This is a genomic window from Chryseobacterium sp. C3 (genome assembly GCF_014218905.1).
Lineage (GTDB): Bacteria > Bacteroidota > Bacteroidia > Flavobacteriales > Weeksellaceae > Chryseobacterium > Chryseobacterium mucoviscidosis.
Genome location: NZ_JACLCU010000002.1, coordinates 308933 through 326989, shown reverse-complemented (window position 1 = coordinate 326989; position 18057 = coordinate 308933). Strand labels below are relative to the sequence as shown.

General features: G+C 31.5%; 20 protein-coding genes. 5 read left to right on the top strand and 15 right to left on the bottom strand.

Annotated elements, in window-relative coordinates:
* Positions 1-6: 6 nt before the first annotated feature.
* The 11 genes from H6W53_RS05305 to H6W53_RS05255 form a co-directional block, all read right to left on the bottom strand.
* A complete protein-coding gene (locus H6W53_RS05305; RefSeq protein WP_185205115.1) occupies positions 7-1911 on the bottom strand; it encodes a type IV secretory system conjugative DNA transfer family protein in 1905 nt (634 codons plus the stop codon).
* Positions 1912-1923: 12 nt separating this feature from the next.
* Entirely contained in the window at positions 1924-2685 is a 762-nt protein-coding gene (locus H6W53_RS05300; RefSeq protein WP_185205114.1) for a DUF5712 family protein, read from the bottom strand.
* On the bottom strand, positions 2675-3091 hold the full coding sequence (locus tag H6W53_RS05295; RefSeq protein WP_185205113.1) for a BfmA/BtgA family mobilization protein: 417 nt from the start codon (positions 3089-3091) through the stop codon (positions 2675-2677). The genes H6W53_RS05300 and H6W53_RS05295 overlap by 11 nt, the downstream gene beginning before the upstream one ends.
* Before the next feature lie 106 nt (positions 3092-3197).
* The gene (locus H6W53_RS05290) at positions 3198-4085 is read right to left on the bottom strand and encodes a toprim domain-containing protein (RefSeq protein WP_185205112.1); all 888 of its coding nucleotides are present in this window, start codon (positions 4083-4085) and stop codon (positions 3198-3200) included.
* 413 nt (positions 4086-4498) lie between these two features.
* Positions 4499-5587 carry a hypothetical protein gene (locus tag H6W53_RS05285; protein ID WP_185205111.1) on the bottom strand — a complete coding sequence of 363 codons (1089 nt, stop codon included), beginning with the start codon at positions 5585-5587 and terminating at the stop codon, positions 4499-4501.
* Positions 5588-5867: 280 nt separating this feature from the next.
* Positions 5868-6146, bottom strand: a complete 279-nt coding sequence (locus H6W53_RS05280) for a helix-turn-helix domain-containing protein (protein WP_185205110.1) — start codon at positions 6144-6146, stop codon at positions 5868-5870.
* A 100-nt stretch (positions 6147-6246) separates the two neighbouring features.
* Complete coding sequence (locus tag H6W53_RS05275) at positions 6247-7254, bottom strand: hypothetical protein (RefSeq protein ID WP_185205109.1); 1008 nt, start codon at positions 7252-7254, stop codon at positions 6247-6249.
* A 3-nt stretch (positions 7255-7257) separates the two neighbouring features.
* On the bottom strand, positions 7258-8448 hold the full coding sequence (locus H6W53_RS21670) for a site-specific integrase (protein WP_317169735.1): 1191 nt from the start codon (positions 8446-8448) through the stop codon (positions 7258-7260).
* Positions 8449-8807: 359 nt separating this feature from the next.
* On the bottom strand, positions 8808-9551 hold the full coding sequence (locus H6W53_RS05265) for a cell division protein (RefSeq protein ID WP_185205107.1): 744 nt from the start codon (positions 9549-9551) through the stop codon (positions 8808-8810).
* Positions 9552-9770: 219 nt separating this feature from the next.
* A complete protein-coding gene (locus H6W53_RS05260) occupies positions 9771-10025 on the bottom strand; it encodes a hypothetical protein (RefSeq protein ID WP_116096272.1) in 255 nt (84 codons plus the stop codon).
* A gap of 86 nt (positions 10026-10111) precedes the next feature.
* On the bottom strand, positions 10112-10342 hold the full coding sequence (locus H6W53_RS05255; RefSeq protein ID WP_087711505.1) for a hypothetical protein: 231 nt from the start codon (positions 10340-10342) through the stop codon (positions 10112-10114).
* Between the two features lie 158 nt (positions 10343-10500).
* On the opposite strand from H6W53_RS05255, the gene H6W53_RS05250 reads away from it, so the two are divergent.
* Both H6W53_RS05250 and H6W53_RS05245 read left to right on the top strand, forming a co-directional pair.
* On the top strand, positions 10501-10800 hold the full coding sequence (locus H6W53_RS05250) for a helix-turn-helix domain-containing protein (protein WP_116096268.1): 300 nt from the start codon (positions 10501-10503) through the stop codon (positions 10798-10800).
* 209 nt (positions 10801-11009) lie between these two features.
* Positions 11010-11504 (top strand): hypothetical protein, encoded by a 495-nt coding sequence (locus H6W53_RS05245; RefSeq protein ID WP_185205106.1) that lies wholly within the window; start codon positions 11010-11012, stop codon positions 11502-11504.
* Between the two features lie 20 nt (positions 11505-11524).
* Here the strand turns inward: H6W53_RS05245 and H6W53_RS05240 are convergent, their stop codons facing one another.
* The 4 genes from H6W53_RS05240 to queG all read right to left on the bottom strand — a co-directional run bounded on the left by H6W53_RS05240 (position 11525) and on the right by queG (position 15706).
* The gene (locus tag H6W53_RS05240) at positions 11525-12823 is read right to left on the bottom strand and encodes a cryptochrome/photolyase family protein (RefSeq protein WP_185205105.1); all 1299 of its coding nucleotides are present in this window, start codon (positions 12821-12823) and stop codon (positions 11525-11527) included.
* 251 nt (positions 12824-13074) lie between these two features.
* A complete protein-coding gene (locus H6W53_RS05235) occupies positions 13075-13722 on the bottom strand; it encodes a murein L,D-transpeptidase catalytic domain-containing protein (protein WP_185205104.1) in 648 nt (215 codons plus the stop codon).
* Between the two features lie 8 nt (positions 13723-13730).
* The gene (locus tag H6W53_RS05230; protein ID WP_185205103.1) at positions 13731-14414 is read right to left on the bottom strand and encodes a TIGR02117 family protein; all 684 of its coding nucleotides are present in this window, start codon (positions 14412-14414) and stop codon (positions 13731-13733) included.
* A 347-nt stretch (positions 14415-14761) separates the two neighbouring features.
* Complete coding sequence (gene queG, locus H6W53_RS05225; protein ID WP_185205102.1) at positions 14762-15706, bottom strand: tRNA epoxyqueuosine(34) reductase QueG; 945 nt, start codon at positions 15704-15706, stop codon at positions 14762-14764.
* An 86-nt stretch (positions 15707-15792) separates the two neighbouring features.
* On the opposite strand from queG, the gene H6W53_RS05220 reads away from it, so the two are divergent.
* The 3 genes from H6W53_RS05220 to H6W53_RS05210 all read left to right on the top strand — a co-directional run bounded on the left by H6W53_RS05220 (position 15793) and on the right by H6W53_RS05210 (position 18032).
* The gene (locus H6W53_RS05220) at positions 15793-17004 is read left to right on the top strand and encodes a tRNA modification GTPase (protein WP_185205101.1); all 1212 of its coding nucleotides are present in this window, start codon (positions 15793-15795) and stop codon (positions 17002-17004) included.
* Positions 17005-17080: 76 nt separating this feature from the next.
* Positions 17081-17380, top strand: coding sequence for a rhodanese-like domain-containing protein (locus H6W53_RS05215; RefSeq protein ID WP_185205100.1), 300 nt, complete (start codon positions 17081-17083; stop codon positions 17378-17380).
* Between the two features lie 34 nt (positions 17381-17414).
* Positions 17415-18032 carry a hypothetical protein gene (locus H6W53_RS05210; RefSeq protein ID WP_185205099.1) on the top strand — a complete coding sequence of 206 codons (618 nt, stop codon included), beginning with the start codon at positions 17415-17417 and terminating at the stop codon, positions 18030-18032.
* The last annotated feature ends 25 nt before the right edge of the window (positions 18033-18057 follow it).

The window sequence follows — 18057 nt, the reverse complement described above, 5'->3', positions numbered from 1 at the left end:
TTTGATTTATAGACTCCTACTTGAAAACTTAAAGTTTCTTTCATTCTCTTCAAGCTCAGCTGATGAATTAGATTCTTCATCTTCAATTATGTTGATTCCACTAAATTCTTCAGAAGCATTATCGGGAGCCGGATTCATTTGTCTGGATCGGTCTTGCTTACTTTCATTCTTATTAATTTCGCCCTTGAAAAGAGAAATAATTTCATTGACTTCATCCCGAACTTTTTCATAATAATCAGTAATTACGAAATCAGGTTGGTTTTTAAACTGACTGTCTATCTGATACCCTAACTGCTTTCTTTTAACAGGTAAAAATTTCTCATGAATATAAGCTTCAGAACTTTCGGCAACTCTTCCAATGAATTCACCAACCGGAAGCTCCATAAAAACTGAATTTCTGAAAACGTCTCTTTCCTGTACAGATCGACTTTGACCAACGTTTCTTTTAAATGGATTGAGAAAATGACGTGAAGTATTGTTACTTTCAAAATATTGATCTTTTTTACCAAACTGTTTACTGAGAATATCTGCTGTATGACTACTGGAAACCTGACCGTAAAAATGATTCAGACAACTCGCAAATAACACATCTGCTTTTTCTTTCGTGTAACCATCCGTAAGCTGTGAAAGATCCTGACAGAAAAACATACTTGCGATTTTATTACTTCTTCCCGTATTTGGAAGAGTTTGGATATCGTTAATAAAAACAGTTGGAAATTCATCCAGTAATACGAAAGAATGGTGTTTACGAGGTTGATTCAATTGTTTTGCAGCAACTGAGATAACCAAACTACACAAAGGAGCTAAAGTAGTTGCAATGGAAGGATTATTGCCTACTGTTAAAACAATCGGATTATCTGGATTGTTAATATTCAAATCAAAATCCTCTCCTCCGAAAATAAACATGAATTCCGGAGTATTAATTTGTGCTACTGCACCTTGTAATGATCCAACTACTCCCGCTAATTGTGAATTTGCTTCGGTCTCTAAAGCAGTAGCAAGTGACAATATCATTGCCTTGGTTTCGGAATTTGAAGACAGTAAAGCAATTAAATCAGTGTGATTTGTCGCAATCAATGCTAGAGTGTGCGGAAGATCACAATATTCCGGATATTCTTTCTTCAGAAACCAAATACAGGCTGTCAAAAGATCGGTTGCAGAACGTGACCAAAAATCCTCTTTCTTGATAGATTCTTTCATTAAATTTTTAGTGATGGCAGAAGCATATTCCCTTGCATAGGCTGAATGAGGTAAATATTTTGGATTTAAAGGATTACATCTGTGGCTTTTAAGTGAATCATTAAAATTCAAAACATAATGCTTAATACCCGAATCTGAATAAAAAAGTTCTATATCATTTGCCAGTGCCGGATATTTAAAATCATAACAGATACCTGAAAACTGTTTTTGTGCTAACTCTCGTATAAAGGGAACTGCAAAACTTTCAGACTTTCCTGCTCCGGGACCGCCTATTACTAAAATTCCACGGAAAGGATTAGGAATTTGAACGGTTCTTTTTTTGGTTTGCAAAGTCAATCCTTGAATTTTTTTCTTTGAATCTTTCAAAAATGAAAAGCCCGTAAATTGTTTACTAATAAACCCAAACGGATAAAAAATTACTTTTTTATAAAAATTAAAAGGTGCTTTCAGTGGCGGAATTAAAGATTTTATGACCCAAAATTGAATCAGAATGTATAAAAGCTCTACATATCCGAAACAAATTCCTACTACTAAAAATTTTAATCTTGCTAAGAAACTTGCTTCAGGAGATACCACTATTGAAAATCCGTGCTGAGATATATTGTAGAAGAATGAATTAATACCTATAATCTTCACTCCCAGCATATACAATAAAAATAGAGACATTGCGACAATGATAAATTTTATCATTAAAATTGGATCTTTTTCCATGTTTGTTATTTTTTATAGGGTTAAGCCCTGGTTATTTTTTTTACTTTGTTCGACAGTTTTTTTAATTTCATATCGTTTTGCAGATTCCTGCTTTATTGCTGTTTCTATTACTCTTTTTCTTTCCTCGATTGTACCGTTTTTAATCGCATTACAATATTCAAAAGATTGTTTATAGTTTCTTTGAAAGGCAAATTTCTTATCAAAAGCTTCTTCGGATTTTTGAATGAAATTTTTACGATCAAAACCTCCTTTAACCTGTCCTTTTGTTGTGTTTTTATGGTTCGTCATTGGAGAAAGCTTCATTCTTTTATCTAAAGATTTTCTGCTAACAACTACATGAACATGCATATCAATATTATTTTTCATGTTTCTTTCATGATGAATCTTAGCATAATACATGATATCTTTTGCCTTTAATCCTTTTCCAAAATTTTCAGCATACTTCTGCATTACTTCGTTTCTTACATAATCTTTCAGAGCGTTGCTTCTTTCTTGGGAGGTTTTACCAATTTGCTGTAATTCTTTTTCTGAAGGACTCACAGTGATGACAAAGAATTTTGCATCTTCTTTTGTTAGCTTCTGTTTATTGTTGTCAAGGGATTCAATAACTTCCGCTGAAGGAACTCTATCCTGGTCATGAGAAAAAAAGTGTTCAACTTCTTTCCCTTCCTTCATTCTCTCCAGGTCTTCATGTTCTAAATAATCAATCAGGTTTGATGAACTTCCGGAATTTGAATATTTACCACTTTCGCCACCCTGAATTTTAATGTTCATTGTGATTGCTTTGATTTAATAATTTCAAAGAATTTTTTGTTTCCATAGCAAAAGAATTAAACCCTCTGATGAACTCATTAAAATGTTCAATTTTCAGAATTTTTGAAAGATCATTTTTAATTCTTTCCTCACTCGAAACGATTGCTTCAAAACTTGGACGTATAGTTTCTTTCTCCTGAGTTTTTATAAAAGCGATAATCTGATCTATTCTTTTTATCACTTTTTCAAGTTCAGTTTTTGGAGATTCGTGTTTAACTGGATCAAGTCCGGTTCTCTCAAAAAAATCTAATGAAACTGTAATAAATTCTTTCTTCGAAAGTCCTTTTTTTCTTACAAAGCTCTCCAGTCTTTTCAGGTCTTGTTGAGAAATAGCAATTGTTGTATTTGGCTTTTTATTAGACTCCATTATATTGATTTATATGTAATAACTTCGATGAATAAAGCTCTTCAAGAGATTTATATATTCTCGATATATAGTTTCAAAAAGATTAAATATTGTAATTTATTGACGGTCAGTTATTTCCCCGAAGGGGCAAGATGAAACAGTGGCTCTGCCCAGTTTCGTCTTGCTGGATAAATCCACCCTTATCAGCCACTAGAAACTCATTAAAATCCTTGTAATCTTTATACATGAAACTATAATCTACTGCATTGGAAAAAGAAGACAATAGTTCATCTTTTGTCTTTTTTCCGGCAGGATCATTGTCGAGAAAAAGTAATATTTCAGAATAGCTTTGAAGATAATTTTTGGCTTTGTTTAACATCGAAATTGAGTTCAGAATTAGAATATCTTCTTTCAATTTTTCTTGAAATTCGATATAAGAAAGTGCATCAAAAAAACCTTCAAAAACAACAATTTTATTACTATCATTTTTAATGATCGAAATATCCTTTTTCAAAAGTGAACCTTTGTAAAATGAATTTCTAAGTTCCCATCCTCCAGATAAATTTTCGAATCCAACAGCATACAATTTTTTGTTATTAATCGTAAATTTTATCTCTTTTAAAAATCTGAATGATCTTTGAGTTAGACCTCTGTCAAATAAATATTTTTTCAGATTCCAATTTTGAATTTCCGCAACTTCAGTAATGCTGTAATTTGGCTTCTCAATTTCCACCTGCTGATGAAAAGAAGAAAAACTTTTCTCAGATGCCCAGGAGAGAATTTCATTGATTGAATAATTAAAATATTTCTTTAAAAAATCGATGTTATTTCCGCCAACACCTTCAGAATGTAAATACCAAATGTTTTGGCGCTTATCTAGCTTAAAAGATGCTTCGGTTTCGGTTCCGAAAGGATTGAGAAACCAAGCTTCTTTTTCATTTTCTTTTTTTGGAAGGTGTCCGAGAGAAAGGAGGACTTCTTCCAATTGTACCGAATTGACTTGTTTACAGTTCATTTTTTTTATTTTGATTAGCAAAAATTCCTTTTAATAAAAAAGAAAACTTTTAAATGCTTTTAATATATATTTTAGTAATTCCCGCAAACCCTTTGCAGGTGGTCGTTTGAGTTAAAAATGACAGGAGTGGAATACCGCAATTAGCAGGAGTGGAATACCGCAAATACAAGAGTGGAATACCGCAAAAACATCATTTATAGCCGAGTGGAACACCGCAATTAATACGGTTATTCGCTCAAATTTTCATCATTAATGATTTTTGAGTGAAAATTTCATTTGAAAAAGAGTGGAATACCGAAAAACAGTTGTAGAAAATCTAATTTTTAACATTTTCTTAACTTCAGAGAGTGCAATACCGCAATTAGAGAGAGTGGAATACCGCAAATACAGGAGTGGAATACCGCAAACTTAATTTATAATATAACCGGATATGCATCTGGAAATCTTTTTCCGGTTTCCGATTCCCTGTAAACTTCAATAAGAAATTTCTGTAATTCCTGAAGAAAGTGAATGCCTTTAATGCTATTAGAAGTGTTTCCTTTACCTCTATTATTTTCAATAAATCTTAAGTAAGCTTTATCAATCTCAATTCTTATTTTTAAAATATTAGAATAGCTATATACAAACCTGGTTGAATCAATGTTTTCTAAACAGTATCTCCTTCTAAAGTATCTCAATCTTTGATTTATTAGTCTAATATCATTAGCTTTCTCTGTTAAAAGTCCTTCTTCAATATTTTTATTTAAATATGGAATAATTGAAATGGCTTCATTCTCATATTTGTAATTGAATGATAAATGATTTAATTTATTAAGGTTTAACCTAATTGGCTTCAAAAACTTAATACAGAAATCATTTGAATTTTTATAATTAAGATTAAACTTCTGATTAAAAGTCGAAAGTTTCAGAGTCGTACCATTCTCAGGGACTTTCGATAACCATATTGCAAACAAAATGTGTTTGTTATTTCTGATTTTATAAACCAATTCATACATTATATGATTATATTCTGTTAGGACAATTAATTTTTTAAGCCAAAAACTACTTATTAAAAAAGATGTGTATCCTCTTTCTTCATAGGTCGGTAGAGAGATCAGTCCTCCAAAGGTTTTAATATCCTTACCTGCTATATTTTTCGATATGTACCAACCCATTCTGAACTTTGTAAGATATTCATATGCTTCAACAATCTGTTTACTGGATCTTTTTTCTGAAATCTTTTTATTTCTGATTTTCATAGAGATAAAAACATTATTTTCAGTTTCGAACTCTTCATCAAAAAGAGTAAGTTGTCTCACCTGCTTTTCAGGCATAAACTGATCATTTCTAAGAATTGAGATTATATTGAAAATAATTCTTAACGCATTTATGGGTATATCCGTTGCTTTATTATCCTGAAACAAAAAGTCATCAGCAAATTGGTTGCCTATCCTTATAAATTCAGCTTTCTCAATGTCATCATAGCTTTTCTTAACAATTTTTCTAGTTTGATCGGAAACCATATGTGTCATTTTTAACTTCTCATTAACGCTTTAAAAATCCTTCGAAAAATTGAAATTGTTTTTGAAAATAATTTCTTTAACATTTCACTAAAATTTTCTCTGTAATATTTGTCTACGAAATTGTCCTGAACCAGAATATTACAAGCTAATCTCCGGAGATGGTGTCTTGATAGTTCTGGATTTCTTTGAATAGAATTCAAAAATTCTTTCCTCGCTGTATTATTAGGTAAAGAATCTAGCTGTTTAATCAGTTTATGTAATTCATTCATCACAATTCTGACTATTTACGGTCCCTTCTACCGTATTCCAGGAGTTCTTTTTTCGAATAGTAAAATCTCCCACTGAAATTATAGTAAGGAAGATCTTTATTCTTTCTCCAGTCTATAATTGTTGGCAAAGAAACATGCAAGAATTTTGAAGCTTCAGTTTGAGAAATAAGATCTTCCGGCTGTTCTTCTGATTTTTTTCCAGGAATAATGAAATTGTCTGCTTTAGAGAGAATAATCTCTACAGCTTTTTCTAAATCATTTTTAGAATAGGAATAAAGTTGTATTGCCATTTTAATTTGAATTTTAAATTAATGATGTAAAATTCAGTTAAAATGTAGAGAATGTTTTGGGGTAATTCAATCAGCGTATAACAATCTGATTTTTAAAATTTTATAATACCTTTATGTAATTTTTTATAAAATTTTCCCATGTTTTTTCGTAATCATATCTATAGTTTAAGATCCTTAATTCAATTGAAGAAAATGAAAACCCACTAAAACTATTGAAAATGACACTTAGAAAATAAATCACATCATCTTTAGATTTCGTTCTAATAAAATCCATTTCACAGAGCTCATATAAATATAGGCAAATCTCATGTTTCCAATTTTTATTTATCTCATCAAGCCCCCTAAAAACTTCAATATAATTATTAGTTGCGATAACATCAATTACTAAAGTATCTCTTTTATTAAATAAATAATCTCTAAATATTAACTGTGCTAAAATCAATGGCAATCCTCTTTCATTGTATTTATTTTCATACAATTGAGGGAAAGTTTTTTCCCAAAATCTGGTAAAAATTTCTAATTCAACTTCTGCTTTATATTTGATTTTAAACTTTTCAATATTTACTTCAAAGTTTGGAATCTTAGCATTAATGGCTTTATTTATATTTATATAGAGTTCATATAAAAGTTTATATTCTTTTTTTAATTCTGTATTTGATAATTGAATATTAAGTAATATTCGGTGGAGTGCTTCAATATTCCTCAGATTTTCAGAAATGAACATTTTAAATACGATCTCTTTTTTAAATAGAGGGTTCTTTTGCCTTGATTCTCTAAGAATATCTTTTTTCAATAGATCAAATTTTAATTTGAAATCACATGATATTTTGTCACTAAAGTTTTCATATTCGTCAGTAAAAAATAATGAAATCAGAAAATCAATATTTTCGTATTCTTTTAATGGTAAACATAAATTCAATAAATAAAATGATTCTAGTAGTCTTAATTTATTAAGTTTTTCCTTCAGTTTTGAAACATCAGTTTTGTCATTGATTTTTATTTCAATTAATTCTTTATATGCTCCTTTGAAATTTTTATCTGTAAAATCTAATAGATTTTTAAAGTCAGATCTCTTTAAATTCTTAAAATTTGATATGTTTGTCCTCATGATTCATTTCCAAGCTTTATCCATTTGATCGTCTGTAAATGCCTCTGTAACCTTCATATATTTATCCAAAACAGCATCTTTTTTAATATTCGCTATTTTCTTAATTGCCTTCGGTTCCATTCCTAAGAGAAGAGAATTTGTGATAAATGTTTTCCTGGCTGTATGGCTTGTAATAAATTTACATTTTGGCTTTGTCAAAGATTTTTTTTGATTGCCTACAAACCAATGTATTGTGAAAGGTTGCGTAAGTTCTGCTTTCTCACAACATTCTTTTATGTATTCATTGAATTTTTGGGATGAAATATGAGGTAATGGCTCGTAAATAGTGCCTTTATACTTATTCAAAATTTCTTTTGCGTATTTGTTTAACTTAATAGCATGATTTTGAGTTTTCGTTTTTTGGATTGATAGTATAATGTGTTCTTCAGAAATATTTGCCAGGTGAAGCTTTGAAAGATCAGAAAATCTTAATCCTGTAAAGCATCCCATACAATAAAAATCCCTTACATGACTCAATCTTTCGCTTTCAAATTCTTTATTATAAAGAACCATCAGCTCATCAAAAGTAAGATAAACGATATCGATATCATGTTCTGAAGCTTTGAAATCTTCGAATTTGCGGTTTTCGTTATAGCCTTTTTTGATACTCCATCGAAGCATTGTTTTAATTACAGCAATAATTTTAGCGAAGTAGTTATTTTTAATCTCCTTTTCAAAAAAATAATACTTCGATAATTCTTCAAAAAAATAGTCGTCAATACTGTCGAATTCAATTTTGAAATTCTTGTCATTTTGAAATTCTTCAAGAAAGTTTTTAACCGTATTCTGAGCTTTTGTTGTATTGTAGGCTTTTGAAAGTTTGCCGCTTTCAATAAATTCTTTAAAACAATCAAAGAAATCAAAATGAGCGGTTTTGATTTCTTCTTCACTATCATATTTCTTCAGGAATAGTTCTTTGGAGAACTTGAGCTTATTTGCCCGGAAAAAGAAAAAGATATCATTGATTTTCTCTTCAGCTTTCTGAAGTTTATCATTCAAAAATTGATAATTATTACTTGGCTCTTTTTTAGCGTTCGGTTTAACTCTGGAACCACTCCAATGTTTTTCTAGTACTGAAACGCCTACATTTTTTCTTATTCTCTCTCCTTCAGCTCTAACAACAAACTGGATAGGTATTAATCCATTTGCATTAATTTTCTCTTTTCTTCAATTCAAAACTTACTTTCATTTCAATTAAACCTAAATTAAATAAATTAAAGGGTGGCTAAAAAGGTGGTTTATTTTAAAATTAAATGAATGAAAAATCAGACAAAATTCTATTTCAAAATTCTACACTATTCAAATATACTGATATTTAGATAGTTTAAGAACATTAAAATTAACTAAAAATATACGGTAGTTCGGTCCTGGGTACAAAAAACCTCTAAAATCATTTGATTTTCAGAGGTTTTTAATTTTTAGGGTTGTTTATTGTATATTTGAATTTAAACTATTAAAATAATAAACTTTTGATACTTAAAAAATAGTCTTTTATAGGGTAAAAAAAACTATAATTATTGAATATCTATTCCACCAGTACAATTATGAAAATAATTACCCGAAAATAAAATTGGATTTCGAAAAATTTTACTGTTAATTAACAATTGATTTTCCTTAAGCTTAAAATTATTTCCTTTATAAAAAAACTCGCCTCTTTTAAAATAAATTTTATTAGGTACTTCAAAAACAATATCAATAAAAATTTTTCCAGATGCTTGTCTAATAATTAAACGGTTTGCAGTGTACTCAATATCCCAAACGTCGATATTATAAATAACATTATTATTTTCAACTTTTAATAAAACATTATCATTTTCATCACATAATAATATATCTAAAAAAAACTCATTATTATTCAATGAAACTTTAATAATAGGCTGACCCAAAACCTTTAATGGAATATTAAAAATTCCATGACCTTCATCTATAATTTCAAACGTAGATCCGCCAATTAAAATTATAGCACTATTTCCAAAATAATTTAAAAATTCTGGTTTTGTATAACTATTTCTTCGATTATAAGGATCTTTATTATTTTCTTCAATAACTAATGGAGAAAGTAGCTTTCTAGTTTTCAAACTATGATGCATTGGACATAATAAAGTAATTTCTTCAGAAATATGTCTTTTGACGATGGCATATTCTTTCATATGTTCATATTCATAAATAGGGCAACCACAAACTACACAACCAAAACCACATCTTTGTCTAACTTCTCTTTTAACCTCATTTGGAATACCTGGTCTTTGATATTTCATTTTATTAAGTTTTTTCAAATATATTAATAACCTTTTTATTGTTTTATAAATATCAAAGTAATTTTACAATAATCAATTCAAAGTCAAATAATAACCTTCAACCCTAAACAACAAAAGAGCCTGCCCCAATCTCAGGACAAACTCTTTTTATTAAAATCTAAAAAAACTTTTCTTATATTAAAGTTAGGTTCGGGTAAATTCAAAAACCGATGAGTGTTATTATTGTACTAAAACATCATTATTTTCAGACTCCTTCATAATATCACGATCTTCGTGTTCTGAAAATTCTTCAAACAATTCGTAGCGAGGTTTTGATAGTGAACTTAAAAAAGTAATGGTTGTAGGATTCCCCTTTTCATTTACTTTTACAACAATAGATGTACAGCAGGGTGAAGCATTGAAATAATTTTCAAATCTTCTGCCGCATTTAAAGCATTCTGTAACAATGATTTCCTGTGTTTCGAAATTTTCCATGGTAAATGTGTGTTTTTTTGTGGAACAGCCCATTAAAGAGCTAAATATATTTTTTCATCAAATAATTGTGTTTTCAGAATTTAAACTTATGTCTCAGTCTCTACCTGTATCTTATTGAACAAAGAAACTTTGTACAGTGCATCAATAACAGCTTCGTCTTGTAACTTCCTGTTCTTAACTTTTCTTATGTAATCGGGATCTTTAGATTTCTTCAGTAAAATATTTACAGAACCTGTGTAGCGCTTTGGAAGCCATCGATTAATAAAATCAAATGTTTCATTAATACTGTTCTGATAGGGATATATCAATTTGCTCATACAAATAAATATTTTGTTTAACCTTTTTTCGTAATTTTGTGTTTCTCTCTTTGGGAGAATTATGAAACAAATATACAAATATATATTTAAAAACAATAATTAATTGAAATTTTAACAATTATTTATTAATTAAAATTAAAAAGAAGAAATTATTCAATATGAAAATTCACGAGAAGTTACGCGAGTACAGCAAATCAAAAGGAGAAACTTTGAGAGAACTCGCAGACGAATACGGCATGACTCCACAGGCGATCCAGCTTTATTTTGCAGGAAAAAATGCAATCCCACTCAATTTTCTGGTTTGGTACTTAGAAAAACATCCGGATCTGGATCTGTATGCACTTTTTGATAAGAACAGAGAAAGCATTGTTTCTGAGCCGAAAGCACCTTATAATAAAAAAACTAAAAAACAGGAAGTTATAGATCGTATTGTGGAGATTCTGCAAAAAGAAATGTAATATTCTCTAAAGATTAATCATCAAAATACATCAACCGGAAAAATTAACATAAAATAGTCTTTCCGGTTTTTATTTTTCTGTAACTGAGGAAATTGAAGACCGAAAGTTCTTTTGGTAATTAAAACAAAATTAGTTTTCCTCTTTTTAACAATTTATTTATCTTCGCACCTCGAAATTTAAAAAACTTAGTTGCTCAAAAAATCACAAATATGACGAATGCTTCTCATAAACTGATTCCTATGACAGATTTTGTCATCGAGTATTATTCCCATGAAGGATATGCAGACCTTCAGACGCTTAAACTCATGAACAATTATGCCAATCTTTTGAAAAAGGAGCTTACTTTGGGAATGTTTGTTCCCGTAGATTCTTCAGGTGAAATCCTGAAAGAACCCAAGAACTACGAATCCTGGAAATCTCTCGAGCACAATTCCAGAAAGAGAAACGACGAAGAAAGCAAGGCCTTCGAAGAATATAAAATCTATCAGAAAGCCGAAAAAAAATGCCTTTTCGAAGGATTTAAAATTGCTTACAACGGATATTCTGTGGTGAGAATCGTTGCTTCTTACAATACTTCAATCGAACTTTCGTTCAATAAAACTGAAAAGACATTCCAAAACTTCAAAGACATTGAATCTCTTACTTCTTTTAATGAAATCTATCTGAACAGTGCTGCATTGAAGAAAATTGGCATACAAAAATAACCTTCAATTAGCTTCCGGTTCTACTCTTTCACCGCTTTTCCGTACACATCCAAAGCTCTTTTTCTCGCAAAAGTATGCTCCACAATCGGTTCTGCGTTCATATCTTTTTCGGAAAGCCATGTTTTGATGTACTTTAAATCTTTATCGAATTTTTTAGTCTGTTCCGAAGGATTGAAAACCCTGAAATAAGGCGCCGCATCGCAGCCGCATCCTGCAGCCCATTGCCAGTTTCCGTTGTTGGAGGACAACTCGTAGTCCAGAAGTTTTTCTGCAAAATAGGCTTCACCCCATCTCCAGTCGATTAAAAGATGTTTGGTAAGGAAACTCGCAACAACCATTCTTACCCTGTTGTGCATAAAGCCGGTTTCGTTAAGCTGCCTCATTCCTGCATCTACAATAGGATAGCCGGTTTTTCCTTCGCACCATTTTTTAAATTCTTTTTCATCATTTCTCCATTCGATCTTATCGTATTTTTCTTTAAAAGACTGGTTCACCACTTTCGGGAAATGATACAAAATCTGCATAAAAAACTCTCTCCAGATCAGTTCATTCAGCCAGACTTCATTGTGCTTCTGTGCAAATTCCACGCATTTTCTTACGGAGATAGTTCCGAAACGAAGCGCAATTCCTAAACGGGTTGTATGATCCAGTGCAGGAAAATCCCTGTACTGATCGTAATCATCAATAATCTTTTTCTCCAGTGAAGGCTTTTTAAATTCCAGATCTGTTTTTTCAAAGCCTAAATCTTTAAGCGTTAAAAATTTTGAAGATGAATATTGATGAAATTTTGAAAAATCGACCTCCATTTTTTTGAAAGTGACAGATTTGAAATTTTCTTTCCATTTTCTTGAATACGGGGTATAAACAGTGTAAGGTTTTCCGTCATTTTTTACCACATCATCCTTTTCGAAAATAACCTGATCTTTAAAATCCTGAAAATCTATATTGCTTTTTTTGAACAGATCCTGTATTTCTTCGTCTCTTTTTATTGCCTGCGGTTCATAATCCCTGTTGCAAAACACAGTATCGATTTCAAAATCTTTAATTAATTTTTTGAAAGCTTCAACAGGCTTATCATGAAAAACAGTCAGTCCGCTTTTATGTTTTTTAAGCTCAGTATGAATTTCTTCCAGAGCCTGATAAAAATAATCTACTCTTCTGTCAGATTTATTTTCAAGTTTATTTAGAATTTCCTTATCAAAAATAAAAACCGGAACTACTTTTAAACCTGCTTCAAGTGCATGAAATAATCCTGTATTATCTTCCAGTCTGATATCTCTTCTGAACCAGAAAATATTTACTTTTTCTTTTTTAGACATAATGATTTGTTAACCCTGTTTTCACTACAAAAATCAGACTAATTTTTCTAATTGTAAAGAGATTGTATTTAAAAATTTTCATTGACTTATTCCTTTAATCAATATTGAATAACAACAATTAGAAGGCGGTGTTTTAGTTGTGTCCCTTCGACAAGCTCAGGGTGACATCTCGAATACTAACCGCAATATTTTTACATTGTCAGGCTGAGCCTGTCGAAGCCTTTATTAGTTAAGGGGATAAGTCAAAATTTTTAATCATAAATCCACATCAGAACAGGCTTTTTAGACTTCTGAAGCATAGGATCTATTTCTTTCATCGCATTAATGGAGATGGTAGGACAACCCCAACCTTCAGGCGAACCTTTCGGGAAGATTTCTTCATCGCTCATCAGATTCCAGGAATGAAAAACAATGAATCGTTGCAGCGCATTGCTGTTGGTTTTTTCCAGACCGTGCATCAGATATTTTACATGAATTCCCCAGTCGCTGTAACCTCTCCCCTGAATTTTGTATTTGCCGAGTGATGAAAGATGACTTCCGTCTTCATTGCTGAATTTCGGATGGTCTTTAGATTCGTCACTACTCCACTGATTATTTCCGCAACCGTGACCAACAAGATATTTTTTTGAAGCAGAATTGGTTTTAAAATCCCAAACCACCAGTCTTTTCACTCCGGAATGTAGACTCATATCAATCAGAATGCAAAAATCTGTATTAAACTGCCTGGACTTACAGAATATCAAAGCTTCTTCGGCTTTAGATTTTGTTTTAATTAAATCAATTTCGGGCTTTTTCTCTTCTTTCGAAACAACTGATTCTCTAGGTTCGATGATCGTTTTAGCTTCCTGTTTACACGAAAGGAAAAGCAGAAATACAATGATTAACCTTAAAAAGTTCACGAGAAAAACTATTTGTAATGTAAAAATATACCGTAATCTGAAGGAGTCCAGAATGCCGCTTTCTGATCCGCAGCTTTCAAAGCATCATTTGCCCAGGTATTGCAGGTATTCAGGAAGCTGTATTTTCCCTGTGCATCATAGAACGCATCATCATTACCATAAACAGCATTTGTAGGAACAAGATTGTAGTTTCCGTTTTGGTCTTTATCAAATTTAGCATCTACAAAATCCACCAGTTTTTTATACTGATCCTTGCTGACCATAATTTTTTTACAGTCGTCGCCTTCCTTCATGGTTTTATAGAAAGTACAGTGCATTGCTGATTCACTAAGCCAGAAAGCTGCTTTAAAAGCCGTCGAAAACTTAAGATCTGCCCAAGTCGGAGTGTCGAGATAGAATCCTTTATCTCCCCATCCTACTCCTACATAATTGTAATCTGTACTTTTGGATTTTGTATTGCTGAACGGAATTTTTGTACTCCAGTCCTGTACATCATTTTTTACAGGCATTACAATATCCGTATGAACACCGTTGGTATAAATATAAACAGGAATTTCTTTCTTCTGTCCGTCGTCCTTCGCTGAAACTTCAATAAATGGTAAAAAGTAGCCTAAGGCGACATACAGAACAACAATTCCTACAATAATTCCTATGGCTTTTATAATGAGAAGTAACATCTTTTTCACGTTCATGGTTTTTTAAAGTTAATAAAATTTAATTAATAATTTTTCGCAAAAGTATTTGTTTCAATCGGAATTTTCGCTAAATTTAAGTACCAAATATTCAAAAATATGCACAAAAACATGAAATCCAACAAAAGATTTAAAGTAAGAGTAAAAGTAGCTCCAAAAAGAATACAGAAAAAACGCTGATTTTTAACCATTTTATTTTCAGAATACATTTTTTAGTCTGAAAATTTTTTAAAATTCTTATCTGCCATCTTTCCCTCCTTAAACAATCCATTTAAGGAATGGGCGTTCAACCTTCTTACTCTGGAACTTCAAAAATTCCAGATAAGGGTTTATCCGCCAAAATGATTTCACTTATTTTGTGAAGATTTCTCCAGAAACTCTATATTTCTTTTCAATCCGGCAAATTTTGTTCTCTTCACAGGCGATTTGCGGAAAATTTCGGAAAACAGCTCCTGCGTCAGTTCCTTCCATTCTCCTTTTTTAAAATTTTTCAGCGCTTCATTTGGTTTGAATTTGGTTTGCTTATGAGGTGACGAAAAACGGTTCCACGGACAGACGTCCTGACAAACATCACAGCCAAACATCCAGTCGTCCATCTTGTCCTGAAAATAATCCGGAATGGAATCTTTAAGCTCTATCGTTGCGTAGGAAATGCATTTGCTTCCATCGATGAGCTTTTCCGAAACAATCGCATTGGTAGGACACGCATCAATACATTTCCGGCACGTTCCGCAATGGTCGGTTACGGGATGATCTGCAACAAGTTCCAGATCGCAGATTATTTCTGCTAAAAAATAGAACGAACCGCTCTGTCTGGTAATTAAATTCGCATTTTTTCCTACCCAGCCGATTCCTGATTTTCTCGCCCAGCTTCTTTCCAGAACCGGCGCAGAATCTACAAAAACACGAAACCCGAATTCCCCGATCTCTTCCTGAAGCTCTGCAACCATCGATCGCAGAATATCTTTGATGACTTCATGGTAATCTTCAGCATAAGCATATTTGGAAATTTTAAAGTTTTCGAGAGTGGAAATTTTTTCTTCGGGAAAATAATTGTAAGAAAGGGAAATTACAGACTTGGAACCTTCCACCAATAATCTTGGATCCAGTCTTTTATCAAAATGATTCTCCATGTACTTCATTTCGCCGTGAAAGTTATTTTTAAGCCAGTTTTCGAGTGGTTTTGCATCTTCCTCAAGAAAGTCTGCTTTTGAGATCCCACAATTCTGAAATCCAAAACTTTTTGCCTTGGATTTTATAAGCTGTGTATATTTTTCTGCGTTTGAAGTCATGATTTCCCCTTGCAAAATTAAGATTATTTTATAATTTTGCGCGTTTGAAAAATTCAGACCCTATAATCGAGAAAAAATAATAACTCATGAAAAAAATCTTCCTATTCGTAGGACTTATTTCAGCAGCGTTTTTTAACGCACAAATCAAATTTGAAAAAGGTTATTTCGTTAATAATTCAGGACAAAGAAGCGAAGTTCTGATCAAAAATCTGGACTGGAAAAGCAATCCAACAGAATTTGAATACAAGACTGATGAATCTTCTTTAATAAAAAAAGAAACCATTAAAAATATTCAGGAGTTTGGAGTTGATAATGAGCAAAAATATATAAGAAAAAGCGTGATGATTGATCTTTCTTCGGATCAGCTTCAGGAAATGTCTTACGAAAAAAAGCCCAATTTTACCGAAAAAACTGTTTTCTTAAAATATATTATAGATGGAAAAGCTGATTTATTCTACTATGAACATGATGATCTTGAAAGATTTTTTTTCTCTGTAAATGATTCTGAAGTAAAGCAGCTTGTTTATAAGCCATATTATATAGAAAGCTCATCAATTGGTTACAATGAAGAATATAAAAAGCAGATTCTTGACAATCTTAAATGTGGTATAGATCTTACGGAAATTAATAGACTGAATTACAAATCTAAAGACCTGACGAAGATTTTTTTGAAATATAACGAATGTTCTGACGGTTCTGCGGTAAATTACGATAAAAATTATGAAAAGAGGGATCTTTTTAATCTTACAGTAAGACCGGGAATTAATTTTTCGTCTTTTGAAATGACGAATGATTATTATCCTACGAGCGAAAACAGTAAGTTTGGTAATAAAGTATCTTTCAGAATTGGTGTTGAAGCAGAGTTTATCCTTCCATTTAATAAGAATAAATGGGCACTTTTTGCAGAACCTACTTATCAGTATTACAAAACAGAAAAAGAGTCTACCATTTATCAGGGACAGCCTTTTGAAGCCAAATCGATCAGAAGTGTAGACTACAAATCAATTGAAATTCCTTTGGGAGTAAGACATTATTTCTTTTTAAATGATAAATCGAAAATCTTCATCAATGCCGCATATATTATTGATATAGAGATGAAATCAAACATTCGATATGATTACAGTACTCTGGAAATATCTTCTGGAAATAATTTTGCTTTCGGCGTAGGATATAATTATAACAATAAATTTCAGGTTGAGTTTAGAACATCCACCAATAGAAATCTGATGCAAAACTATTTAAACTGGACTTCAAAATATCAGACTTCTTCTGTGATCTTTGGATATACGCTGTTTTAGAAAAAGCTGTAAAATTGTAATTTTTCAGTAAAATTTTACGTATTTTCGTTATAAGTTTAATCTAATAAAACAAATTATGTCTTTATCAGAAGTTATAAAATCAGGAAATTATGCATTAATCGACGTTCGTGAACCTATGGAACTTGAAATGGACGGAAACATTGAGGATGCTAAAAATATTCCTTTGGGAGAAGTGGAAGACAGACAAGAAGAAATTCTGTCTATTGAGAAGCCGGTGATTTTGTTCTGCAGAAGCGGAAACAGAAGCGGAAAGGCTTTGGAATATCTTACCTCTCAAGGTTTGAAAGACGGCTACAACGGCGGAGGCTGGGCTGAGCTGAAAGCAAATCTGGAAGCAAATCAGGGAACTTTTTAAAAAGTTCCTTTTTTTTATCTAAAAATTTTTGAAAATGAACCTGAAAGAAAGATTTCTGCAAAATTGTCTTTTATACACCCAAGATCAAAATCTTATTGGAGATCTGTGGTCTGAAATTGAAAAGAAATATACTGAAAAAGGGAGACATTATCATAATCTTGAGCATCTGGGAAATATGTTTTCTGAATTGGATGCTGTAAAAGATGAAATTGAAAATTTTTCTGTTCTCTCATTTTCTGTTTTTTACCATGATGTTATTTATGATGCTTCATCAAAATCAAACGAAGAAAAAAGTGCTGAATTTGCTGCGGTAAGACTGAAAAAACTTAATGTAGACTATTATTTCATTCAAAAAATTTCGGAGCAGATTATTGCCACCAAATCGCATCATTTGTCTGAAGACAGCGATACCAATTATCTTCTGGATGCCGATCTTTCGATTCTCGGAAAAGATTCTGAAGTATATTTTGATTACACGAAAAAAATCCGGAAGGAATATTCCATCTATCCCGATTTGCTTTATAAGCCGGGAAGAAAAAAGGTTTTAAAACATTTTCTGGAGCAGAAAGATATTTTTAAAACCCCGATTTTTAAAGAAAAGTATGAGGATGTTGCGAGAGCGAATATTCAGATGGAAATTGATGGGCTTTGATATTGTATTTATTAACCACCCCGTC